This window comes from Pedobacter suwonensis, from assembly GCF_007833675.1.
GTDB classification, from domain to species: domain Bacteria; phylum Bacteroidota; class Bacteroidia; order Sphingobacteriales; family Sphingobacteriaceae; genus Pedobacter; species Pedobacter suwonensis.
Window position 1 is genome coordinate 2,686,703 of record NZ_CP031708.1, and the last position, 25,033, is coordinate 2,711,735.

Here is a 25,033-nt window from a genome sequence, read left to right on the forward strand (position 1 = left end):
GTAAAACTACAAATAATTATTAAACTACAACATACCTATATGAGGTTTAAAATAATTGCAGGATAAATACCCAATACCAATGTTATTGCTACAGAAACCAACAAAACCACTTTATATTGAGAAGGTGTTGAAAGCTCTGTCTCGGCACCATCTTTAAACCACATGGCTACAATTACCCTAAAATAATAATAGAAACCAACCAGTGCATTTAAAATCGCAAATGCCACAAGCAGGGTTTTATACTCTGTCATTACATTCAGGAACATTAGGTACTTTCCAATAAAACCCGCTGTCAGAGGAATACCGGCCAATGAAAGCATGGCTATGGTTAAACACAATGCAACCAACGGATTCCGTTTTGCCAGGCCATTAAAGCTCTCGAAGCTATCGCTACCTGTTTTTTGTTTAACCAAAATTAATACGGCAAAGGCGATAATTGATGCAAAAGTATAAGCCGCTGCATAAACCAGCACATTATTTCCTGAGTTTTTGGTTAGTACAATTAACGAGAACAATAAATAACCTGCATGCGAAATACTTGAATATGCCAGCATACGCTTGAAGTTCTTCTGGAACAGCGCCGTTACATTGCCTATGAATAAAGTTAAACAAACGATTACCATCAATGGCGCAACCCAAAACTCGTGGAGTGGGGCAAAAGCATCAGCAAATAACCTTAAGAATGCCGCGAAACCTGCAGTTTTAACCACTGTACTCATAAAAGTGGTAATTAACGATGGCGCACCTTCATATACATCTGGGGTCCAGAAGTGGAACGGAGCAGCACCAACCTTAAAACTCAAGCCAATCATCATCAGAATTACCCCAGGATAAAATATGGGTGAAACTGCCTGATTATTGACCAGGTAAGCCTGTATTTTATCTAAATCAAAAGAGCCTGTTGCACCATAAATTAAGGTTATTCCAAATAACAGAAAACCGGTTGAGAAAGCCCCCATCAGGAAATATTTTAATGAAGCTTCGTTAGAGGCAAAATCCGTTTTACGGATACCCGCCAAAATGTATAAACTCACCGACATGATTTCCAAGCCTACAAACAGCATGGCCATATTTTTATACGATACCATCATGATCATACCCGCTAGTGCGAAAAGAATCAAGGTATAATACTCGGCTATGTTATCGCTTTTGGCGTGGAAATAGTTCTGTGTCAACAAGAAGATTAAGAGTGTACCGACAATACATATTCCTGAAAATGCCAGTGCAAAGTTATCTGTCTGCATCATTCCGAAATGAACAGCATTACCATTCCATGCAGAAAAAGTAAATCCCAATGCAGTAAGTAAGCCAACAACGGTAAGTGGTAGTAATGCTTTTTTTGCCTTAAACAAACCTGCATAAAGTACTACAAAAGCTGTTATACTAATGGTTATAATAATATTCATTGCTTAATTTACTGTGTTTAATTTTTGATTTACCTGTTCTAATAAATGTTGTACAGATGCCTCTGTTAAATGCAAAACCGGTTTTGGATAAACACCCAGAACAATAATTAATGCACATATGGTATAAAGAACCAATTTTTCGGTTCCTTTGATATCGGTAAAAGTGATGGTTAAGCTATTGGTTTGTCCCAACATGACATTCTGATACATGCGCAACATGTAAACCGCACCAAAGATAATGGTTAAACCGGCAATGGCAGCAGCCCAGATACCGTAGTTGTAAACACCCATCAACAATAAAAACTCACCAATAAATCCATTCGTTCCTGGTAAAGCCACTGTTCCCAACACGATAATTAAGAATGCAATTGCCAATTGAGGTGCTACTTTGGCAATTCCGCCCAACTCTTCAATTTTATTGGTTTTAACACGCGAGAAGATGATATCTAAAACAAAAAATAAACCAACAACATTAATACCATGGCTCAACATCTGCACCATTGCACCTTGCATACCTTGCTGGTTAAAAGCAAAGATACCTGCTGATATTAATCCAACGTGAGCGATAGATGAATAGGCAACTAAACGTTTAGCATCTTTTTGGGTAAAAGCAATCAGCGAAGCATAAACAATACCGATGATTGATAAAATAATAGCCAACTGTCCCCAATCATGAACACCTGCCGGAACAATTGGCAATAACCATCTGATTACACCATAAATACCCATTTTCAACATAATACCTGATAACAACATGGTTCCTTGTGCAGGTGCTGCAGTATAGGTATCAGGCTGCCAGGTATGGAAAGGGAAAACCGGCATCTTGATCGCAAAAGCGATAAAGAAGGCCCAGAAAATCCATCCCTGTTGTGCACTGTCTAAATTTAAAGCATAAAAGGCCTGAATGTTAAAATTGTGCGCAGGGTTTTGAAGATAGAGATAAATAATCCCCATCAACATAAACAATGAACCAGCAATGGTATACACAAAAAACTTCATGTTGATCCGGATGCGGTCTTTTCCGCCCCAAATGGCACAGATAAAGTAGATCGGAATTAATGCCGCTTCCCATCCGATATAAAACAAGAAAGCATCTAATGCGGTAAATACCAATAATAAACCCGTTTGCATGAATAAAATCAATGCATAAAATGCAGCCGGATTTTTATATTGATGGTTGTAGCTTGATAAAATGATGATCGGTACCAGTAAATTGGTAAGCAATACCACCAGCAGGCTAATGCCATCAATACCTGCATGGAAATTAATCCCCAGATCAGCAATCCATGGCAGGTTAACCTCAAACTGGGTACTTGCATCCGGAATGAAATTGCAGGCGATAACCAAAGCCAGCACTAAAGAAGCCACCGAAAATACGGTAGAAACGATCTTTGCCGACTTACCAGCAAGTGCCGTAATAATTGCACCTGCAAGCGGTAGAAATATAAGTAGTAAAAGTTGTTCCATTATTTATTTTGAACCCTTTTTATATGTAGAAAAATGTATACAATAGCAATGCGATGATACCAAATACCATCATAAATATATAGAAACCTACGTTTCCACTTTGCAATAAACGAATACCTTTACTGGCTTCATTGGTGCTCCATCCCAATCCATTTACAATTCCATCAATAAATTTATTGTCGATAATCCTGTAAAAGAATCTTGATAGGGCATCCAACGGTTTGGTAATGATGAAATCATAAATCTCATCTAAATAAAATTTGTTGTAGGATAGTTTTGCCAATGCTGAACGCGGCGCTTCATCAGCAACAGGAACCCGAGCTCCTTTAACATACCTGGTATAAGCATACAATAAAGCTACTACAGCTGCCGCAACCGAAACAGCCATTAATGAGTATTCAGTAGAGTGACTTAGCTCCAATTCATGCTGTGTAACACCTGCTCCTGATAACCAATGGGCCAACCATTCGTTACCACCAAAAACGTGAGGAAGATTAATTGCTCCACCAATTGCAGCAAGAACAGCTAAAATAATCAGAGGTAAAGTCATCGCTGCTGGCGATTCGTGTACGTGGCTTTCTTCATGATGTGTTCCGCGGTATTTTCCAGAGAAAGTCAGGAACATCATTCTGAACATATAGAACGCCGTTAGAAACGCGGTTAAAACCCCAACTCCCCAAAGTATCGGACTAGCCTGGAAAGCATGTGCCAAAATTTCATCTTTAGAGAAAAAACCCGAGAATGGCGGTAAACCTGCAATGGCAATGGTACCGATCATCATGGTTAAAAAAGTAACCGGAAGTTTCTTTCTCAATCCGCCCATATGGCGCATATCTTGTTCATGATGCATGGCATGAATTACAGAACCTGCACCCAAGAACAATAATGCTTTAAAGAATGCGTGGGTTAATACATGGAAGAATGAACCGGTATACGCACCAACGCCTAAACCTAAAAACATATATCCCAGTTGTGATACGGTTGAATAAGCCAATACTTTTTTGATATCCGTTTGTGTTAAGGCAATGATAGCGGCTACTAAAGCTGTTGCTGCTCCTATAATGGCAATAATGTGCTGGGTAAGCGGTGCCAGATCAAATAATACACTAGAACGTGCAATCATATAAATACCTGCCGTTACCATTGTTGCAGCATGGATTAACGCTGAAACTGGTGTGGGTCCGGCCATTGCATCTGGTAACCAGGTAAACAAGGGCAATTGAGCCGATTTACCGCAGGCACCGATAAACAATAAAATCGTAATTAAAATCAAAGTTTCATTGCCTGGCAACATATTAGCCGCCTGAGGGAAAACTTTAGCAAATTCTACACTGCCAAAAGTATTGAAGATTAAAAATACACCTAACAAAAAGCCCAAATCGCCGATGCGGTTCATTACAAAAGCTTTTTTAGCTGCTGATGCATAAGCACTATTGGTGTACCAGAAGCCGATTAGCAGGTAAGAGCATAAACCTACACCCTCCCAACCGATAAACATCACAATGTAGTTTGAACCCAATACCAATAAAAGCATGAAGAACACAAACAGGTTTAGGTAAGCGAAAAACTTACCGAAACCAGCATCATCATGCATATAACTGGTTGAATATAGATGGATCAGGAAACCAATTCCGGTGATGATCAAAAGCATGATAGCGCTTAAAGGATCTACCAGAAAAGATAATGGAATGTGCAATGCACCTGCACTGATCCAATCGAATAAAAATACTTCGTGAGATTTTTGTGTATCGCCTTGTAAACTAAAGAAAATAACTAAGCTGATTACAAAAGAGGCTAGGATTACCCCACTTCCGATGATGCCAACAAGTCCTTTAGATAAAGAGTTTCTGCCCAGCCCATTAATTACAAAACCTAAAAAAGGTAGTAACGGAACCAACCAAATCAATTGTTCTATTGTCATTCTTATTATATATTTACCACTTAAGGCGATTTAAAACATTAATATCTATCGATTTTGTATTTCTGTAAACCATAACGATGATGGCTAAACCAACTGCAACCTCTGCAGCTGCCAGGGCCATAATGAAAAATACGAAAACCTGTCCGGATGGATCGTTGCTATGCACAGAAAAAGCGGTTAACAGTAAGTTAACGGCATTAAGCATCAGCTCTACTGACATAAAGATTACGATGGCATTTCTACGGGTAAGTACACCGATTACGCCAATAGAAAAAATAATGGCGCTTAAATAGATGTAGTGATTTAGCGGAACGCCCTGAAGTTGTGATGTTAAGTTTTCCATTATGCTTCTACCTCATCTCTTTTAGATAATAAAACGGCTCCTACCATTGCTGCCAATAGTAATAGAGATGACAATTCGAATGGTAATAAGAACGGGCCAAAAAGCTCCTTACCAAGATTTTCTACCAATCCCAATCCCGGATTTTTTAAAATCAATGGACTGGAAATACTTGCTGATTTTAAAGAACCGATTAAGGTAACCACCAAACAACCGCCGGCAATCACCCCGACGATTTTAATCAACGGCGATTTACTCGGTTCGGTGTCCTTATTCAGGTTAAGCAACATCAGTACAAATAAGAAGAGTACCATAATTGCCCCCATGTAAACAATAAAGTTTACCACTGCTAAAAACTGTGCGTTTAGCAATACATAGTGAACAGTGAAGGTAAAAAAGGTAAGGATTAAGTACAATACACTGTGGATTGGATTTTTTGCAAAAATCACCAGCAGCGAAAAGATGATACTTAATGTGGCTACGAAATAGAATACTTGTGTACTCATTAATTGTTTATTTATTTAATATGTTTTCGTCACCCTGAATTTATTTCAGGGTCTTGTAGAGAAGATGCTGAAATAATTCAGCATGACCATTATCTTAGTTATAGTGTTCGTGTCCTCACGAACCATTATTTATTTTTTCATTTCCAGTGGTGCCTCTACCAACTTATCTTTTCCGTAAATAAAATCCTTACGTAAATAATCAGCAGGTACAATCGGGCCGTCTAGGTAAATAGCTTCTTTTGGACAAGCTTCTTCACATAAACCACAAAAAATACAGCGCAACATATTGATTTCGTAAGTGGCTGCATATTTTTCCTCGCGGTATAAATGTTTTTCTTCAGGCTTACGTTCTGCAGCAATCATGGTAATGGCTTCAGCGGGACAAGATAAAGCACATAGGCCACAGGCAGTACAACGTTCTTTACCATTCTCATCACGTTTTAGCGAGTGCATCCCTCTAAAGTTGGTCGAAAATTCGCGTTCTACTTCAGGGTATCTTACGGTAGCCTCTTTTTTAAATAAGTGACTGATGGTAATGCCCATGCCCTTGGCAATTGCCGGGAGGTACATCCGCTCCATAAAGCTCAAAGGCTTTTGTTCCAGTACTTTTTTCTTATTACTTAATGATTCCATAATTAAAACTTCTCAATAATCGCAATCACAATACCTGTTATTATAATATTGGCAATAGCCAAAGGTATTAAACCCTTCCAGCCTAAATTCATCAATTGGTCGTAACGGAAACGAGGGATTGTCCAACGTACCCACATAAAGAAAAAGATGAACATAACAATTTTACCAAAGAAAACAGCTGTACCAATAAGTGGCGCCCAGGTTGGACCTAAGTGCGCAGCAACGTAATCCATACCAGGATAGTTATAGCCACCCCAATATAAGGCTGCCATTACTGCCGATGATACGAACATGTTGATATATTCTGCAAAAAGGTAAAATCCTAATTTCATTGACGAATACTCGGTATGGTAACCTCCAATCAGCTCGGTTTCACATTCCGGTAAATCAAAAGGTGCACGGTTGGTTTCGGCAAAAGAACAAACCATAAAGATTAAAAATCCCAGTGGCTGGTACCAAACGTTCCAGTTTAATCCATGTTGCTGATCAACAATTTCTTTTAAGCTTAATGTATTAGTCATTAAAAGCAAAGCAATGATTGATAATCCCATTGCAATCTCATAACTGATATTCTGTGACGCCGCACGAATGGCACTTAATAAAGAATATTTATTGTTTGAGGCCCATCCGCCAATCATTACACCATAAACACCTAAGGATACTACACCAAAAATGTATAAAACACCTACGTTGATATCGGCAACCTGAAGCGGAACAATTTTACCACCAATTTCCATTGGACTACCCCATGGAATTACAGCGGTACCAATACAGGCACAAAGTAATGCTAAACCAGGACCAACGATAAATAACCACCTGTTAGATGAAGCTGGGATAATCTCCTCCTTCATGAACATTTTAACACCATCGGCCAGGGGTTGTAAAATACCAAAGGGGCCAGCTCTATCCGGACCTAAACGATCTTGCAAATATGCAGCAACCTTACGTTCAGCATAGGTAGAATACATGGCAATAACTAAACTGATGCCGAAAATTACAGCTACCAGGATAAATTTTTCTATAACAAAAGCGCTATCCATTAGTATTTAACTGTTTTATGTAATTCAATTTCATTTGCAGCCTGTAAAGCCTCATTTGGCTGAATTACATGCAAAGGTTTTAATGTTTCGTAGTGGTTAGATGCAATTACCGAAGTATCATCAACGTGTGTTGGACGTTCAATTACCCAATCAGCAGTTGCTTTTTTATCAAAACGGCAAGTATTGCAAATAAAGTCTTCTACTTCGCCAAACTGATCTTTACGGGCTGTAACACGCAAAACATCTGCACCTTTATACCAAAGTGTTACCTTACCGCTGCACTTTTCGTGATCGCAATCGCGGTGTGCATCAACTGGTTTGGTAAACCAAACGCGGTTTTTAAAACGAAACGTTTTATCAGTTAAAGCACCAACCGGGCAAACATCGATTACGTTTCCTGAAAAATCGTTATCAACCGCCTGCTGGATATAAGTAGAAATTTCTGAATGATCGCCACGGTTTAAGATACCGTGAACACGTTTATTGGTAATCTGATCTGCAGTAAAAACACAACGATAGCATAAAATGCAACGGTTCATGTGCAACTGAATCTTATCGCCTATATCTATCCGTTCGAAAGTACGGCGCTCAAACTCATAACGTGTTTTTTGTAAACCATGCTCGTAACCCAAATTCTGCAAATCACATTCACCTGCCTGGTCACAAACCGGACAATCTAAAGGGTGGTTAATCAATAAGATCTCCACCACACCTGCTCGTGCTTCCAAAACTTCCGGTGAAGTAATGTTAAGTACCTCCATCCCATCCATTACGGTTGTACGGCAGGAAGCCACCAACTTAGGCATTGGACGAGGATCTTTCTCCGAACCTTTAGTCACCTTTACAATACAGGTGCGGCATTTACCGCCACTGCCTTGCAGTTTAGAATAATAGCACATGGCTGGCGGAACAATATCGCCTCCAATCTGCCTTGCAGCATTTAGAATGGTTGTTCCGTTATCAACCTCTACTGTTATCCCATCTATCGTAACCTTAACTTTTTCACTCATGGTTAATGATATTCTTTTACTTTTTTTAACTTCTACCGTTATTGCGAGGCACGAAGCAATCTTTTTTTATTTATTATTTCCCTTTCGGGATTTTATAACCAATTTCTTTTCTTGGTTGTGCTTTCTGTTCCAATAGTTCATCAAAATACCTGAAGATAACTTCAATATTTTTATCCTGATTATCTACCTTCTTTTTAATCTTTTCTACTTCTAACCTTATTTCTGTGTTACTTAAAACCATTGTTCTAAGCTGTACAAAAACATCAATAATTTTAATACTTACTTCTACCGCCTGTTCGCTTTTTAAAACGTTTGATAGTTGCAAAATACCATGCTCGCTAAATGCAAACGGAAGATACTTTGAATATTTTCCTTGTTCTAAGGTCGCAATTTGCGACCTTAAGCCTTCACTTTCTTCTTTTGTCAATTCGAACATAAAATGTTTAGGGAACCTTTCTATGTTTCTTCGAACCTGTTCTTTTAATCACTTAGTTTCAACACCAAAGAGTTCTGCTAAATCAGAATCTAACATCACCTTAACTCCTCCAAAGAGATAAATTTTGTTTACAATTATCTCGTTAGGAATTATTGATGTCTCTTGCCTCGGCATTTACAAGTTTATTTTCTAAGATCACAAATTGTGATCTTAGGTTTTAAATTAATATCCAACTGATCGCAAATTGCGACCTTAAGATTTTATTTCTCTTCCGCTACCGGAGCTTTCTCAATCGGTGTTGCATAATTGGCAATACCGTAATTTTGGCTCTGGCTCTTCACCGGTTCCTTAATGTGCCATTCAAATTCATCCCTAAAGTGACGGATCGCACTGGCAACCGGCCAGGCAGCCGCATCACCCAACGGACAAATCGTATTTCCTTCAATTTTACGTTGGATATCCCACAATAGATCAACATCTTCCATGGTTCCATGTCCGTGTTCAATTTTGTGCAATACTTTTTCCATCCATCCTGTACCTTCACGGCAAGGGGAGCATTGTCCACAACTTTCGTGGTGATAAAAACGGGAAAAATTCCAGGTATTACGAACGATACACTGATCTTCGTCAAAAGCAATGAAACCACCCGAACCTAACATTGTTCCAGTCGCAAAGCCACCTTCTGATAGTGATTCATAGCTCATTAAACGAGGCTCTCCATTAGCTAATTTTAAAGTGAGGTTAGCCGGTAAAACAGGTACAGATGAACCACCTGCAACTGTTGCTTTAAGGCGTTTGCCATTGGCAATACCGCCACAATATTCATCTGAGTAGATAAATTCTTCTACCGGTAAACCCAATTCTATTTCATAAACACCTGGTTTTACTAAATTACCAGATGCTGATATCAATTTTGTACCCGTACTTCTGCCAATACCGATTTTGGCATATTCGTCACCACCATCGTTAATGATCGGCACTACAGCTGCAATAGATTCAACATTGTTAACCACAGTAGGGCAACCATACAAACCAGCAATAGCGGGGAATGGTGGCTTAATGCGTGGATTACCTCTTTTACCTTCCAATGATTCTAACAAGGCAGTTTCTTCGCCGCAAATGTAGGCACCACCACCCGGTTGAACGTATAATTCTAAATCGTATCCGGTTCCTAAAATGTTTTTACCCAACCATCCGGCAGCTTTAGCTTCGGCAATTGCCTTTTCTAAAATACGGATCTGAGGCATCATCTCACCACGGACATAGATGTAAGAAACCTTTGCACCTAAAGCGAAACTGGAAACAATCATTCCCTCAATTAACGCATGAGGGATGTAAGTCATCAGATAACGGTCTTTAAAAGTTCCTGGCTCAGATTCATCGGCATTGCATACCAAATAGCGTGCAACACCTTCTGGTTTAGCCAAAAAGCTCCACTTCATTCCCGTTGGGAAACCTGCACCTCCGCGACCGCGTAAACCTGATTTTTTAACCTCTTCTACAATCTCTTCCGGGGTTAAGGTCTTCAGGGCTTTTTCCACAGCACGGTACCCGCCTTTCTGGCGATAGACGTCAAGTGTATTGATGCCCGGTACGTTTATATGCTCAAGTAATAATTTACGGCTCATTATTTATAGATATGAGATGTGAGATATGAGAGGTCAGACAAATGCCTGGTCTCATACCTCAAATCTAGTTTCTCAAATCTTATTTTTTAAATCTTCAATCAATTTATCTACACTTTCGGTAGTTAAGTTTTCATAGAAAGTATACTCCGGGCTAATCTGTAACACAGGGCCATAGCCACAGGCAGCTAAACATTCAACCCCTCTAAAGCTGAATAAACCATCAGGAGTAACTTCTCCTTCCTTAACACCCAGTTTGTTTTCCAGGTGACTTAGTATTTTCTCGGCACCCACCAGGCAACATGGACCGGTACGACAAACCTCCAGGGCATACTTACCTTGTGGTTTTAAAAAATACATGGTATAAAATGTAGCTACTTCATAAACTTCGATCGGCTGAATGTTTAAATATTCAGCAACCTGATCCATAGCTGAAGTAGGCACCCAAAGAAACTCAGCCTGCACCAAATGTAATAATGGCAATAAAGCTGATTTTTGTTTTCCTTCTGGATAACGGCTTTTTACTTCATCAAATTTGGCCAGCAATTCTGATGAAAACACTACAGGTGTTTGTTCTTCTACTTTAAGCATCTAATTCTCCTGCAATAATATTCATACTACTCATGTTGATAATGGCGTCAGACAATAACATGCCTTCGCTCATCGGTGCAAACATCTGGTAGTTTATAAAACTTGGTCTGCGGAAGTGCAAACGGTATGGGGTACGGCCACCATCATTTATCAGATAGAACCCTAATTCACCATTTCCACCCTCTACAGCGTGATAAACTTCTGCTTTCGGTGCATCAATTTCGCCCATCACAATTTTGAAGTGATAGATTAACGCTTCCATATTGTTGTAAACTTCCTGCTTTGGAGGAAGGTAAAATTCAGGAACATCGGCGTGGAAAATACCTTTAGGTTCTGTTTTTAACTTCACAACGGCCTGTTCAATAATGCGGACACTTTGCCACATCTCTTCATTACGTACCAAATATCGGTCGTAAATATCACCGCTTGTACCAACAGGTATTTCAAAATCGAAATCCTGATATGAAGAATACGGATCGCTTACACGAACATCATAATCCACGCCTGTTGCGCGTAATAATGGGCCTGTCCAGCTATATTCTAAAGCAGTTTCTTTACTCACCTCTGCAACACCGGCTGTTCTGTCAATAAAAATACGGTTACGCGTTAACAGATTTTCGAATTCTTTTAATGCTTTAGGAAATTCTTTTAAAAACTTATCGATTTTGGCAAAGGCAATATCATTGAAATCTCTTTCAAAGCCACCAATACGCCCTATATTTGTGGTTAAACGTGCACCACATACTTCCTCAAAGATTTCGTAAATATGCTCACGGAACTGAAAAAGATATAGGAAAGTGGTGGTAGCTCCTGTATCCTGACCGATAATCGTATTACAAATAATATGATCTGCAATACGCGAAAGTTCCATGATAATTACCCGAAGATAATCTACACGTTTCGGTATCTGAATATTTAACAACTTCTCAACCGTCATGTGCCAGCCCATATTGTTAATAGGCGAAGAGCAATAATTTAAACGGTCGGTAAGTGGTGTAATCTGATAAAACGGGCGATGCTCAGCAATCTTTTCGAAAGCCCTGTGTATGTAGCCAATAGTAGAAACGCCGCTTACAATACGTTCGCCGTCCAACTGCAGAACATTTTGAAAAACGCCGTGGGTTGCAGGGTGGGTTGGGCCTAAGTTTAGGGTTACCAGCTCACTTTGCGGGTCGTTATCTGTAAATACCGGATGGTTATGATTCATAGTTTACCTTCCAAAAAATTCGTCTTTTTTATCTACCCTATTCGGATCTTCCAAGGGATATTGCTTCAACATCGGGTGAACGCCCAAGTCATCCATATTTAAAATACGGCGTAAATCAGGATGGCCTTCAAATTTAACCCCGAAAAGATCGTAAGTTTCACGTTCCATCCAGTTGGCACCTTTCCATAAAGTTGTTGCCGTAGGGATAGTTGGGTTCTGCTCTGAAATGAACACTTTAATTCTAACCCTTACTTTTTCAACCATGTTATGCAAATGGTAAACCACTGCAATACCATGATCCTTACCAGGATAATGAACCGCTGTAATATCAGTAAGGAAATTGAATTTTAATTCTTCTTTAAGATGTGAAAGCACATTTACGATAACATCTTTATAAGTTACAAAAGTTAATAAACCATAAGGCTCAGAAACAGCAGTAACCTTTTCGCCAAACTTTTCAGTCAGTTTAACGTGTATGTCGTTATTTAGCGTGGTTTCTTTCATTATTTAATGCCGTATTGACCTAAGAGTTCTTTGTAATAATCAGAATTTCTTCTTCTGCCCGACTCGTTCTTCACTAAATCCTGAATACGCTGGAAACCATCTAAAATGGCTTCTGGCCGTGGCGGGCATCCCGGAACATAAACATCCACGGGAATCACTTCATCGATGCCTTGTAATACCGAATAAGTATCAAAAATACCACCACTACTCGCACAGGCTCCAACTGCCATTACCCAACGTGGTTCTGCCATCTGGATATAAACCTGCTTTAATACCGGAGCCATTTTTTTCGCAATGGTACCCATAACCATTAACACATCTGCCTGACGGGGAGAGAAACTCAAACGCTCTGCACCAAAGCGACCTAAATCGTAGTGAGAACCCATGGTTGCCATAAACTCAATCCCACAACAAGAAGTTGCGAAAGGTAGAGGCCATAATGAATTTGACCGGGCCAAACCAATCACCTTATCTAAAGAGGTGGCAAAATAGCCAGGCCCTTCGGTTCCTGGAGGCGCATCAACTATATTAATTTCACTCATGTTTATAAACAAAAAATGCTCATCCCTTCAAAGAATGAGCAACAAATTTACAATATTTAAAAGGCAAAAAAGCGAGCTTTACCTGATTTAGAACCTTTCTAAATAAAAAAACCGCTATAGGTTAGTGTAAGTGATACACCTCCCGGTTTATAGCTGGCAATTTTCAGTTTACAGTTATTAAACTGGCGATAATTAACCGCTAATTGTGGACTGATAACTGCGAATTGAAACCTGGGAACTGATTAGTTCCAGTCTAAAACCTTTTTCTTGATTACGTAGATAAAACCAAGCAACAAGGTACCCATAAAGATGAACATTTCAATCATTCCATCCATTTTTAATGCACGGAAGTTAACTGCCCAGGGATACATAAAGATCACCTCTACATCAAATAATACAAAGAGGATGGCTACTACGAAATATTTGATTGAAAAAGGCTGGCGTGCATTACCTATTGATTTTACCCCCGCTTCAAAAGTCTCCAGTTTATCGCTGGTTTTGCGTTTCGGCCCTAAAAAGTGGGTAGCAACCAAGGTAGTTACTACAAAACCTAAAGCAACAATTACCTGAAATATAATTGGTAAAAAATCTATAGCTGAACTTTGCGCTTGCATAATTTTTATTTTAGTGATGCAAAAGTAAAAGAAAAAGGCAGAGTAACCAAACTCTGCCTTTTCTAAATTATTTAACTTTAAAATTATTTGCCTTTACCTTTGGCTTTTGAAGCCGCAGCAGGTGACTGCAATTCTTTAAGTTTCGCTGACGCAAAAGGACCTTGAGGGTCTAGCGCTATACTTTTATTTAAAAAGTCAATAGCTTTAGCTTTATCTTTATCAGCATAATACGCACCAAGATAATCGTAAGCTTCTACAAGGTTTGTTTTATTGGCTGCCTGTTCTTCTGGTTTAACCAAGCTAATATACTTTTCAAACAATGGAATTGAAGCATATTTTGGATTTGCCTTATCATCTAAAAGATTGGCAATCCTAGCCCTTGTAAAATAACCCAATGCAAATTCAGGAGAAACTTTATTTAAGTGACTTAACGCTGAATCAGCCTCAACTAATGCAGCTGTATTTAAAGGTTTTTTTTCTCTTTGTGCAAAATATCCTTCCAAGAACCTGGTTTGACCAATATAGTAGTAATTGGTTAACGAACCTTTACCATTTGGATTATATTTAGTTGCTAAAGTATAAATTTCAGCAGCTTTACCATATTTTTTAGCTTTATATAGCGCTAAACCTGCTTCAGCCAAGGCATCTGCATTAGTTGAATCGATTTTAGCTGCTTCAATAATATTATTTACACCTAAACTATCCTGTCCAGCCTTTAACTGAGCTTTACCTAAATAAAGGTAATCATTAGCTAAAATTTTAGATTTATCCTTTTCTTTCGCAAAAAATTCTGTCAAGCTTGTTAATGCCTGAGGATAGTTACCATTTTCATAAGCTGCCCAACCTTTCATCCTGGCAACAACATTACCTTTAGGGTCATTTGCAGGAACCTGTAACGATGAAGCTACTTGCTCTAATGTTTTATAATCTTTCGCATAAAATAAGAACTGAGCATACCGCAATTGAGACTCTAACGATTTATCCGTTAGATCCATGTATTTTTTATAATTCTCAATTGCTTTTGCTGCTTTTTCTTTATCAACACCAAAGCTACTCCATTGTAAATATAACTCACCTAACTCACGGTAAGCCGGACCATAATTTGGATCAGCTGCAATTACATCCTGTAGTTCTTTTTCTCCTTCAGGAAAAGCCCTGGATTCTTTATACATCTTACCGATTTGCGTTTTAGCTCTCCTGTTGTTCGGATCAACATCATTTACACGCATGTAGGGGCCTAATGCTTCAGAGTTTTTCTTTTGTAAAGCGTAAGCATCACCTTGAGCCAGGAAAACCTCAGCATCTTTATCTTTTGAATCCAATTCATCAGCTTTGGTAATATTGGCTAATGCATTGGTAAAGTCAGGTTTTGATACATCATCACTTGGTTTGTCCTGTGCTAAATAAGCTCTACCGATATACAAATAAGTTTTGTAATCTTTAGAAGCCAATGCTACAGCTTTATCAAAATTAGTTTTTGCAGATGTTGGATCATTAGATAATAAATCTGCTTCGCCCAAACCAATTAAGTTTAGGTTGTTTTTAGGATCAGCGGTAAGCCCTTTGTTAAATACGGCCCTAGCTGAATCAATATAACCGGTTTTTAAATAAACCAAACCAAGATTGTAATAATTATCACCATCTGAAGCTTTTGAACTCACCAACGATTTAAGCATTGATGATGCTTTTTGATATTGCTCCGCGTCGATGGCTTTTTTCGCGTCATTTAAACTTTGAGCAAAAACTGCAGAACCCATCAACACCAAACCTACATTTAAGGTTATTGCTTTCTTTAAAATTTTCATCGGATATCCTGTTTTTTATTTAATAAAAATGAAGTGCCTCTATAGATTTACTTCGTGGTTCAATTTATAATTTTTAATTTAATTTCCTTTAGTCAGGTTAATTTGTCTCGGCATTAATTTATGTGGGCCAAGTCCAGATTTAAGTACAATCAATTGCCCTCTCTGACTTCTTAACCATGTTGCAAATCCTGTGCCTAAACCGTCCCTTCCTTCGCAATCAATAATATTGATATTTCTCAAGAAAGGATAAACGCCATTAATCAAGTTATCTTGAGTTGGTTTATAGAACTGATCATCTCCCGCCTTACCTTTCAAATTCTTCACACCCAACACTTTTATCTTCGAAAGGTATTCGCTCAGCTCTGTATCTTTGCCCGTAATCCAATTTACGCCTAAAATACCAATAAAATTTTTATCTTCTGCAATAAGTTTAATTACTTCCTTGCTAGAATTTTTTGAATAAACACCTGTAGCTGGAAACTGGCTGATATGGGCCAACTCTTTAAAATACTGAAAGGTACTGGAATAAGCATTATCAAATACCAGTTTTTTATCTGATTTCTTCCCTTGCAAAATATCAATAACCTCTTTAACGTTAATTGTACTATCGATATTGCCTTCGTTGGTAATTAAAGCAATACCATCAATAGCAAAACGCGAAGTATTGATTTTAATCTGACGTTGGTTGTAATATTTTTCTTCTGCCTTTGTTAACAATCTTGGCAAAACGATTACCCTTACACTATCATTCAAAAAAGCAGGTAATAATTTTTCTTCAGGTTTAACTGTAGCCTGAAATCTGGCATCCGGATAATCTAAACTAAAAATATCGATCTGATTTTGAACAATCGGTCCAACACTTTCATCAACCAATATTTTTAATGTACCACTTGTTCTCGTTTCTTTAACAGCAGCCGCCTTATTTTTGCGCTTGCAGGAAACCAATAAAGCCAGTACACAAAATATTAAAAGAATTTTTTTCATTAAATGATTAATCGCGCCTACCAAGGCTTAAAAGTCTTACAAAAGCATAAATAATAAGGAAGATACCAATTGTAATCCGCCCCCATTCCGGAATGGCACTCAACCGAAGTGCAATAGGTTTATAAAATACAAATGCGATACCAAGTATTACATAAAAGATAAACATGATAAGGCCTAAAATGAGCAAAAACCGCTGTTTAGGCGATTTTTGCTTAAAGATATCGAAATTTAACATTTACGATTAGTTCAATGTAAAGTTAACGTTGATGTTATATTTTACCCTTACCGGCTTACCATTCTGGATACCTGGATTCCAACGTGGACTTGCTTTCAATACACGGATGGCTTCTTCATCAGTTCCGCTACCCAAACCACGGGTAACTGTGATATCAGTTAGTTTACCATCTTTTTCCACAACGAAAGATAAAAATACTTTACCCTGAACGTTGTTTTCTTGTGCCATTGGCGGGTATTTTATTGCTTTACCTAAGTAGGCATAAAACTTAGAGATACCTCCCGGGAATTCTGGTTGTTTCTCGATACTCACAAAGTCGTAAACTTTATTATCATCAACCGCAACAGCAGCTTCTCTTTTGGGTCCTTCTCCTACCGGTTCAGCGATATTAATCTCTGCGGTCGGATCACCTTTGATATCTCTCTGACCTGGATCAGCTTCCTTCAATTTTTCAACCGTAGGTGGTTCATCACGAACCTCAATATCAGGTTTTACAATTGGAGGTGGCATTTTCACCTGGTCAACCTTTGGTGGCGGTGGCTCTACCGGTGGCGGTGGAGGTGTTTCCGGATTTACCGGTGGTGGTGGAGCTAAAATCACTTCCTGTGCTTTTACCTGTTCCTCTTGCTGATCCATTGAGCCTTTGATAAGACTATAGATTTTTGGAGTAAAAAATAAAATCAGGAAGACAATAGATCCAATAATTAAGGCTCTTGTAGTATTAGCACCATTGGTTTTACGCAATTGATACGCACCATAGCTTTTGTTTTTATCTTCAAAAACCACTTCAAGCCATTCTTTTCTGAATATATCTAACTTCGACATAAAATTGGTTTTATTTGATTATAAAATTCCCTTTTCTCTCATGAACTGCTTCTCATTATCAAGGATATTATCATCATCAATCTGACGAACCTTTACTTTAAGAATCTCTAACTCGTCCATAATATCCACAAAGTTCTGAAAGGTAGAACCTGATGTTGGTTTTACAAGTACGACGAAGTCGCCCGCAACACCCGAAGCATCAGCTGCTTTTCTATTTTTTACGATAGCATCTTCAATCTGTGAACCTGATTCAATTGTTGGTGCGCTTTCGCCAGCTACTCCCATGTACCAAGCTACTTTATTGTTTTTACCCAATAAAATGGTCATCGTTTTACTTGCTTTCAGCTCTAATCTATTTTCAGGTAACTTCTCGTTTTTATCCGGCTTTGCAATATCCATCGCTTGTGGCGTAGAGATTACTGTTGTTAAGATAAAGAAAGTTACCAAAAGAAACATTAGATCCACCATTGGGGTCATATCAACCCTTGGCGTGGCTTTCTTCCCGCCCGTGTTTAATTCTGCCATTTCTTATTTCTTCTTTTTAGCTTCAGAATTAGTTACCAACAAAAATTTGTTTACACTTTGCTTCTGAAGTACATCAATAATCTTTTTCACAACTGGATACTCTTCTTTAGCATCACCTTTGATACTGATACGCATATCCTGATTGTTGATTTCTTTTGTAGCCTTACGTGCATTTAGCACCCAAGCATTTAATTGATTATCGGTTGAGTCAGCAGGAATACCTGGCTGAATGCCTGGTTTCATGCGGTCGCCCGCGTTCATCGCAATTAACTGCTTTAAGCTCTGAATAGGAACACCGAAACTTCCGATCCCTGAGAATCTAACCGTTTCTTCTGGCGTAAATTTTACACCATATTGTTCGCCCATCAGCTGCAATGTTTTTTCTCTCACTTTTGGTCCTGCTACTTCAAAGAAAACTTTTCCCTGGCCAATGGTCAATATCGCATTGTTTTCTACCGGCACCTTAAACTCATATGTAGATGAGGGTGTAGAAACAGCTAGGGGTTCTGGTTGTCTTGCCGTAGCAGTTAAAATGAAGAACGTAAGTAACAATGCCGCCACATCGCACATTGCGGTCATGTCTGTTACTGTACTTGTTCTTTTTACTTTAATTCTAGGCATAATTTTTTTTACTAGTTTTAATAATGATGATCTTTTTTCCGGTTTTCCATAAAGCCGGTAAAAATTTTTTCAAAATTCTTATTTATGCGAACTAGCGTATGTTTGAACGATGCTGAAACCAGCCTCATCGATTGCGTAAGTTAACTTATCAATTTTAGATGTTAAGATGTTATACATGATGATCGCTAAAGTTGATACCGAGATACCTGTCATGGTATTGATCAAGGCCTCAGAGATACCTACCGCTAATGCTGCCTGATCCGGAGCACCAGAGTTAGCTAAACCGGCGAATGCACGGATCATACCTGTTACTGTACCCAATAAACCGATCAAAGTACCGATTGATACCAAAGTAGCGATGATGGTTAAGTTTTGCTCTAACATTGGCATTTCTAAAGCTGTAGCTTCTTCAACTTCTTTTTGGATAGCAACGATAGATTGCTCAACATCCATATTAGTATCCGCTTCAACTTCACTGTATTTTTTCAAGCCAGATTTAATTACGTTAGCAACTGAACCTTGTTGTTTGTCGCATTCAGCTTTAGCTGCTTCGATATTACCTGAATTTAATAAACCTTTTACTTTAATAATGAAAGTATCTAAGCTTGATTTACCACTGGCTTTACCGATAACGATTAAACGCTCGATAGAGAAAACGATTGTTGTTAATAATAAACCAATCAAAACGGCAACAATAGGACCTCCTTTGTAAGCTGTACCTGGATAGTTGTTTGGTAATGGTAAGTTTTCGTTGTTGTTATCGATAAAGTTCGACGGATCTCCCAATACATATTTCCAAATCACGAATCCGATAACGATACAAATAGGAATAACTAATGTTGCGAAAACATTTGAAGCACTAGAAGAGCTCTCTTTTTTAACAGTTGCTGGTTTTGGTGCGTTTGCCATTTTTTTTTGAATTTTTAGTTTTAGTTCTTGTTTTTAATTTTTAGCTGTTTGTTCTTTTTGTATTACACTCAACGTTTCATATTCGATATTGTTGCGAAAAACAAATTTATAAATTGATTTTAAATTACAAATTAATAAATCAATAAGCAATTAAATCGTTACTTAGAATTTTGTTCCGCTAAATCACCACCGTGTATAACAAAAAAATTGCCCCAGCCGAGGCAATTCTTTCACAATAAAAACTAAAAAAAAATCGAATTGCAAATTTTTCGTTCAAAAAATGCATTTTAAAGCACATTTAACATAATTTTAACGCCACGTGACTGCTTTTTGGCACTTTTGTCAGGTCGAACTGCTTAAAATTCTCTGTAAAAGCATTTAGTAGTTCATAGGCTTTTAAAAAGTATTCTTCCTGATTATCCCATGTTTTGGCGGGATCTAAAATTTCATCCGGCACCCCGGGGCAACTTAATGGCATCATCAGTTTAAATACATGGTGTTGCCTATATCTGTTATGATCTAAGCTGCCATCTAAAGCTGCGGAAATCATTGCCCGGGTGTACCTTAATTTCATCCTTTCCCCTACGCCATAAGGACCTCCGCTCCAGCCGGTATTCACTAACCACACGTTTACCTGATGTTTTTCCATTTTATCGCCTAACAATGCGGCATATCTGGACGGATGCAGCGGTAAGAAAGCCTTACCAAAACAAGCCGAAAAAGTTAATTGAGGCGCTGTTATGCCGGTTTCCGTTCCAGCTACTTTTGCCGTATAACCGCTCATAAAGTGGAACATCGCCTGCTCTACATTTAACTTTGAAATGGGAGGTAATACCCCAAATGCATCTGCAGTTAAGAAAAAGATGTTTTTTGGAACAGCTCCTATTGAAGGTAAGATGGCATTATCAATATAATCTATTGGATAAGCCACTCGGGTATTTTCTGTTTTACTGATATCAGTATAATCAACCTGTTGCGTACCCGGAAAAAAACCAACATTCTCCAATAGCGATCCAGATTTTACTGCTTTAAAAATCTGTGGTTCTTTCTCTTCGCTTAAATCCACACATTTAGCATAACAACCGCCTTCAAAGTTAAATACCGAATCTTCGCACCAGCCATGTTCGTCATCGCCAATTAATCCTCTTTCCTGATCAGCTGAAAGAGTGGTTTTTCCTGTCCCGGACAAACCGAAGAATATAGCGGTATCGCCATTTTTACCGCTATTGGCTGAACAGTGCATGGATAAAGTATTATGATATACTGGCAGAATAAAATTTAAAACAGAAAAAATTCCTTTTTTTATTTCACCTGTATAACCGGTTCCGCCGATCAAAATCATCTTTTTGGTAAAATTGATGACCGAAAAATTCTGCTGTCTGGTTCCATCAGATACCGGATCGGCTAGAAAACCTGGCGCAGCAAGGATCGTCCACTCTGGACTTGACCCCAATTGATCTTCCGCGGGGCGAATAAACAAATGATGGGCAAAAAGATTCTGATAAGCTGTTTCCGTAATTACCCTGATGGACATCGCATATTCGGGATGGGCGCAGGCGGAAGAATCGCGGACATATATTTTCTTATCTTCCAGATAATTGGTTAGCTTATAAAATAGCTGATCGAATTTTTCAGGAGAGATTTTAATGTTTACATCTCCCCACCAAACCTGATCGTTGGTAATGTCGTCACACACAATAAACCGATCTTTAGGAGAACGCCCGGTAAATTTTCCCGTGTCAACGGCAAGTGCCCCTGAAGTGGCCAACATACCTTCTTTATTTAATAAGGCTTCATCAATTAATTCCGTTGGAGATAATTGGTACTTTACAGCAATGTGATCGCCTAGATTTAAATAGCTTAAATCTGGCGTTTGCAGTTTCTTTTTGCTCATAACAATAAGTTAGTTAGTGCCGCAAAGGTAAAGACTTATTCTGTACAAAAACGAGTTTTAAAACTTAATTTTTTACATATTGTAGCAAATACACTATGATTTAATTATCTGAATTTAAACAGATTAAAACCATTTTTTAAACATAAAAAAAATTAAAAATATACACTAAGTAAATTTAGATAAATGGTTTTAGTAATGTTTAATCCTTACGATCACACCTACTTATAAGGATTTAAGAAGTGACGCTTCTTTGATTAAAAGATCAATTCTAAGTCCCATCTATGGATATTACTCTTAAAAGCATCGGAGCAGGCTAACCAAGGGAGGGGATAATTAGGCGCTGGAAAGGCGAGCAACTTAGATAGTAGCAACAGTCCGCGTTGATTAAACCTGATAAAAGTGGAAGCTCCCGATCTCACAGACAGTAAAACAGCAATACCATCAGGACTTTAGCGGTTAGCAGGGCTGCAATGCCCAAAGCACTACTGAAGCACCTTTTTTAATAAAAAAGTGTCTCCCATACCTTATTGTAAAACCGTCAGTAGCTTTTTTTGCGCCTTTGAATATATTTCCCGAAGACCGAGATAATATCGCTATTGCATTTACTTAAACGTTTTAATAAAAATTTCGAAATAAAAATTAAATAACATTTGCATTTTAAAAAAATAATCTTCTACTTTACGGTGTATAAAGTACACCAAGACAAGATGAATTTTAATACTTCAATTATTACAACGATTATTATTACCACCGGTATAAACCAGCGGGGCTAATTTGTTGTAAATTGAAAAAACATAAAACACAGAGCGTCCCGATGAAAATCGGGACGCTTTTTTTTTAAACCATGCTGAATGAAACCTGCAAAAACGTGCATTTCAAACCAACGTTGAACGCAGCAACAAACAGTTAAACCTCATATCAATAATGAAAGTACTCAAATTCGGCGGCACATCCGTAGGTTCGGCCGAGAACATTAAAACGCTTTTACGCCTGGTTGGCGAAGAAAAAAAGAACAATAATCCGGTAGTTGTATTATCGGCAATGAGTGGTGTAACCAATTTACTTACCGATATGGCCGAAATGGCTGAACGTGGTGAAGATTACGACGCACACTTAAAAGAAATTGAGGCCAAACACTTTGCTGTCATCCGCGCCCTTTTGCCTGCGGCAGCACAAAACCCGGTGTTTACCCGTCTGAAGATCTTTTTTAATGAATTGGAAGATTTACTGCAGGCCGTAACCAATCTGCGTGAATTAAGTTTACAAACTAAAGATCAGATCTTGAGTTATGGTGAACGCTGCTCCACCTTTATGATCAGCCATATTGCGTCACAGAACATTGGCGGTTCGCTTTATGTAAATGGATCTGAACTGATTAAAACCGACAGCAACTTTGGACAGGCAAAGGTTGATACTGAATTGACTGAACTGCTGATCAACAATTTTTATCAGGAAAATAAAGACCAGGTACTTTTTGTAACTGGTTTTATCGCCAGCAATGCTGCTGGCAGGGTTACTACTTTGGGCCGCGGCGGTTCTGATTATACCGCAGCGGTTTGGGGTGCTGCATTGAATGCGGAAGAAATAGAAATATGGACGGATGTTAACGGTATGATGACTGCTGATCCCCGTATGGTTAAAAAGGCTTTTTCATTACCTGAACTAAGCTATACCGAGGCCATGGAACTGAGTTATTTTGGGGCTAAAGTAATCTACCCGCCAACTATGATCCCAGCTTTTATGAAAAGGATTCCGATTGTGATCAAAAACACTTTCGAGCCTGATTTCGCTGGAACCTACATCAAAAGCGATGTAAAAACATCAAATCTACCCATTAAAGGAATTTCTTCTATTGATCATATCAGCATCATCAACCTCACCGGAAGCGGTATGGTGGGTAAAGCTGGCTTTAGCGGACGGTTATTTTCCCTGCTTTCGCGCGAACAGATCAATGTGGTATTGATTACGCAATCTTCATCAGAACATAGCATTACTTTCGCTGTTAAACCAACAGATGCTTCGCAGGCCATTTCCTTAATCAAAAAAGAATTTGAGCTGGAACTGGATGCTAAAAAACTGGAATTGCCAGAAGTTGAAAATAACCTTGCCGTTTTGGCCATTGTTGGCGAAAACATGAAACGCACGCCGGGAATGAGCGGACGTTTGTTCAGCGCTTTAGGTCGTAATGGCATCAATGTAAGGGCAATCGCTCAAGGTTCTTCAGAATACAACATCTCGGTAATCATCAGTGCAGCTGATCTATCTAAAGCGGTAAATGCAGTACATGATGCCTTTTTTACCGAGCTGAAAAGAACACTGAACGTTTTCTGTTTAGGCACCGGAAACATCGGCAAAACCCTATTTAATCAGTTGAAAGAGCAAATGCCTTTTCTCGCTGCCAATAACGATCTCCAGGTGAAGGTAACAGGCATCAGCAATACACGCAAAATGATCTTCAATGCCAATGGGCTTTCTTTGGAAAACTGGGAAACAGAACTGAACACTGATGGTGAACAGGCAGATTTAGCCGGTTTTGTTGCTAAAATGAAAGCCCTAAATTTGCCCAACTGTGTTTTTGTTGATAACACGGCAGCAGAACAGCCTATCGAATTTTACCAGGGCATATTTGAAAGCAGTATTTCGGTAGTTACCTGTAATAAAAAAGGCAACTCGGCAGATTATGCACAGTACAAATCATTCAAAGATACTGCCCGTAAATTTGGCGTTGACTTTTACTACGAAACCAACGTTGGTGCAGGCTTACCGATTATCCGTACACTGCGCGAACTGATGATGAGTGGTGATAAAGTAGCACGGATTGAAGCTATTTTATCAGGAACGATTTCTTATATCTTCAATAACTTTAAAGGCGACGCCGGTTTTTACGAAACAGTAAAGGAAGCACAGGAACTGGGCTACACTGAGCCAGATCCCCGTGACGACCTAAATGGAAAAGATTTTATGCGTAAGATGCTGATCCTTGCCCGCGATGCTGGTTATCCATTAGAAGCCAGTGATGTAAAAATCGACAACATTTTGCCTGATGCCTGCTTAAATGCAGCATCTGTTGAAGACTTCTATTCAGAATTACAGGCCAATGCAGCTTACTTCGAGAATTTAAAAAACACCGCAGCTAGCGAGGGAAAGGTTTTACGCTATATCGGTAAACTGGAAGATGGCAATGTAGAAATCAGCCTGCAAATGGTAGATGACAGTCACCCTTTTTATATGCTATCGGGCAGCGATAATATTATCTCTTTTACTACAGATCGCTACAAAACCCGCCCATTGGTAGTAAAAGGCCCTGGTGCTGGCGCCGAAGTGACCGCCGCCGGAGTTTTTGCCGATATCATTAACGTAGGTACTTTAAATAAATAGCTTAGCCAATCCATA

24 protein-coding genes are annotated in these 25,033 nt (G+C 38.7%); 1 reads left to right on the top strand and 23 read right to left on the bottom strand.

Annotation, left to right across the window (positions count from 1 at the left end):
- Positions 1–35 precede the first annotated feature (35 nt).
- From DV942_RS10885 to pckA, 23 genes are all read right to left on the bottom strand, one after another.
- Positions 36–1,406 (bottom strand): NADH-quinone oxidoreductase subunit N, encoded by a 1,371-nt coding sequence (locus tag DV942_RS10885; protein ID WP_134204252.1) that lies wholly within the window; start codon positions 1,404–1,406, stop codon positions 36–38.
- A gap of 3 nt (positions 1,407–1,409) precedes the next feature.
- Positions 1,410–2,873, bottom strand: coding sequence for a complex I subunit 4 family protein (locus DV942_RS10890; protein ID WP_145857472.1), 1,464 nt, complete (start codon positions 2,871–2,873; stop codon positions 1,410–1,412).
- A gap of 19 nt (positions 2,874–2,892) precedes the next feature.
- The gene (nuoL, locus tag DV942_RS10895) at positions 2,893–4,794 is read right to left on the bottom strand and encodes an NADH-quinone oxidoreductase subunit L (RefSeq protein WP_403001900.1); all 1,902 of its coding nucleotides are present in this window, start codon (positions 4,792–4,794) and stop codon (positions 2,893–2,895) included.
- 13 nt (positions 4,795–4,807) lie between these two features.
- The gene (nuoK, locus tag DV942_RS10900; RefSeq protein WP_055908793.1) at positions 4,808–5,137 is read right to left on the bottom strand and encodes an NADH-quinone oxidoreductase subunit NuoK; all 330 of its coding nucleotides are present in this window, start codon (positions 5,135–5,137) and stop codon (positions 4,808–4,810) included.
- Entirely contained in the window at positions 5,137–5,640 is a 504-nt protein-coding gene (locus DV942_RS10905; RefSeq protein ID WP_090984387.1) for an NADH-quinone oxidoreductase subunit J family protein, read from the bottom strand. Before DV942_RS10905 ends, nuoK begins: the two co-directional genes overlap by 1 nt.
- A gap of 129 nt (positions 5,641–5,769) precedes the next feature.
- A complete protein-coding gene (locus DV942_RS10910) occupies positions 5,770–6,273 on the bottom strand; it encodes a NuoI/complex I 23 kDa subunit family protein (RefSeq protein ID WP_090504254.1) in 504 nt (167 codons plus the stop codon).
- A 2-nt stretch (positions 6,274–6,275) separates the two neighbouring features.
- Positions 6,276–7,313: an NADH-quinone oxidoreductase subunit NuoH gene (gene nuoH / locus DV942_RS10915; RefSeq protein ID WP_134204253.1), complete on the bottom strand. Its 1,038-nt coding sequence runs from the start codon at positions 7,311–7,313 to the stop codon at positions 6,276–6,278.
- On the bottom strand, positions 7,313–8,323 hold the full coding sequence (locus DV942_RS10920; RefSeq protein ID WP_145857474.1) for a 2Fe-2S iron-sulfur cluster-binding protein: 1,011 nt from the start codon (positions 8,321–8,323) through the stop codon (positions 7,313–7,315). The genes nuoH and DV942_RS10920 overlap by 1 nt, the downstream gene beginning before the upstream one ends.
- Positions 8,324–8,396: 73 nt before the next feature.
- On the bottom strand, positions 8,397–8,750 hold the full coding sequence (locus DV942_RS10925; protein WP_244950879.1) for an ORF6N domain-containing protein: 354 nt from the start codon (positions 8,748–8,750) through the stop codon (positions 8,397–8,399).
- A gap of 269 nt (positions 8,751–9,019) precedes the next feature.
- Positions 9,020–10,387, bottom strand: coding sequence for an NADH-quinone oxidoreductase subunit NuoF (nuoF, locus tag DV942_RS10930; RefSeq protein ID WP_090984392.1), 1,368 nt, complete (start codon positions 10,385–10,387; stop codon positions 9,020–9,022).
- A 72-nt stretch (positions 10,388–10,459) separates the two neighbouring features.
- A complete protein-coding gene (locus DV942_RS10935) occupies positions 10,460–10,975 on the bottom strand; it encodes an NADH-quinone oxidoreductase subunit NuoE family protein (protein ID WP_145857475.1) in 516 nt (171 codons plus the stop codon).
- On the bottom strand, positions 10,968–12,182 hold the full coding sequence (locus tag DV942_RS10940; protein WP_090984396.1) for an NADH-quinone oxidoreductase subunit D: 1,215 nt from the start codon (positions 12,180–12,182) through the stop codon (positions 10,968–10,970). Before DV942_RS10940 ends, DV942_RS10935 begins: the two co-directional genes overlap by 8 nt.
- A gap of 3 nt (positions 12,183–12,185) precedes the next feature.
- The gene (locus tag DV942_RS10945) at positions 12,186–12,686 is read right to left on the bottom strand and encodes an NADH-quinone oxidoreductase subunit C (protein ID WP_145857477.1); all 501 of its coding nucleotides are present in this window, start codon (positions 12,684–12,686) and stop codon (positions 12,186–12,188) included.
- Positions 12,686–13,228, bottom strand: coding sequence for an NADH-quinone oxidoreductase subunit B (locus tag DV942_RS10950; RefSeq protein WP_039472971.1), 543 nt, complete (start codon positions 13,226–13,228; stop codon positions 12,686–12,688). The genes DV942_RS10945 and DV942_RS10950 overlap by 1 nt, the downstream gene beginning before the upstream one ends.
- Positions 13,229–13,470: 242 nt before the next feature.
- Positions 13,471–13,842 carry an NADH-quinone oxidoreductase subunit A gene (locus tag DV942_RS10955; protein WP_090984401.1) on the bottom strand — a complete coding sequence of 124 codons (372 nt, stop codon included), beginning with the start codon at positions 13,840–13,842 and terminating at the stop codon, positions 13,471–13,473.
- An 83-nt stretch (positions 13,843–13,925) separates the two neighbouring features.
- Complete coding sequence (locus DV942_RS10960; protein WP_090984403.1) at positions 13,926–15,647, bottom strand: tetratricopeptide repeat protein; 1,722 nt, start codon at positions 15,645–15,647, stop codon at positions 13,926–13,928.
- 78 nt (positions 15,648–15,725) lie between these two features.
- Positions 15,726–16,631: a PstS family phosphate ABC transporter substrate-binding protein gene (locus DV942_RS10965; protein ID WP_090984405.1), complete on the bottom strand. Its 906-nt coding sequence runs from the start codon at positions 16,629–16,631 to the stop codon at positions 15,726–15,728.
- A 7-nt stretch (positions 16,632–16,638) separates the two neighbouring features.
- Complete coding sequence (locus DV942_RS24215; protein ID WP_090984407.1) at positions 16,639–16,866, bottom strand: hypothetical protein; 228 nt, start codon at positions 16,864–16,866, stop codon at positions 16,639–16,641.
- Positions 16,867–16,872: 6 nt separating this feature from the next.
- A complete protein-coding gene (locus DV942_RS10975) occupies positions 16,873–17,691 on the bottom strand; it encodes an energy transducer TonB (RefSeq protein ID WP_145857479.1) in 819 nt (272 codons plus the stop codon).
- Positions 17,692–17,709: 18 nt separating this feature from the next.
- Positions 17,710–18,216: an ExbD/TolR family protein gene (locus DV942_RS10980; protein ID WP_090984411.1), complete on the bottom strand. Its 507-nt coding sequence runs from the start codon at positions 18,214–18,216 to the stop codon at positions 17,710–17,712.
- A gap of 3 nt (positions 18,217–18,219) precedes the next feature.
- Entirely contained in the window at positions 18,220–18,837 is a 618-nt protein-coding gene (locus DV942_RS10985) for a biopolymer transporter ExbD (protein WP_090984413.1), read from the bottom strand.
- Positions 18,838–18,915: 78 nt separating this feature from the next.
- A complete protein-coding gene (locus DV942_RS10990) occupies positions 18,916–19,746 on the bottom strand; it encodes a MotA/TolQ/ExbB proton channel family protein (RefSeq protein WP_090984417.1) in 831 nt (276 codons plus the stop codon).
- Positions 19,747–20,044: 298 nt separating this feature from the next.
- A complete protein-coding gene (gene pckA / locus DV942_RS10995) occupies positions 20,045–21,640 on the bottom strand; it encodes a phosphoenolpyruvate carboxykinase (ATP) (RefSeq protein WP_145857481.1) in 1,596 nt (531 codons plus the stop codon).
- Positions 21,641–22,564: 924 nt separating this feature from the next.
- Here pckA and thrA point away from each other — a divergent pair.
- Positions 22,565–25,018, top strand: coding sequence for a bifunctional aspartate kinase/homoserine dehydrogenase I (gene thrA / locus DV942_RS11000; protein WP_090984420.1), 2,454 nt, complete (start codon positions 22,565–22,567; stop codon positions 25,016–25,018).
- Positions 25,019–25,033: the final 15 nt, after the last annotated feature.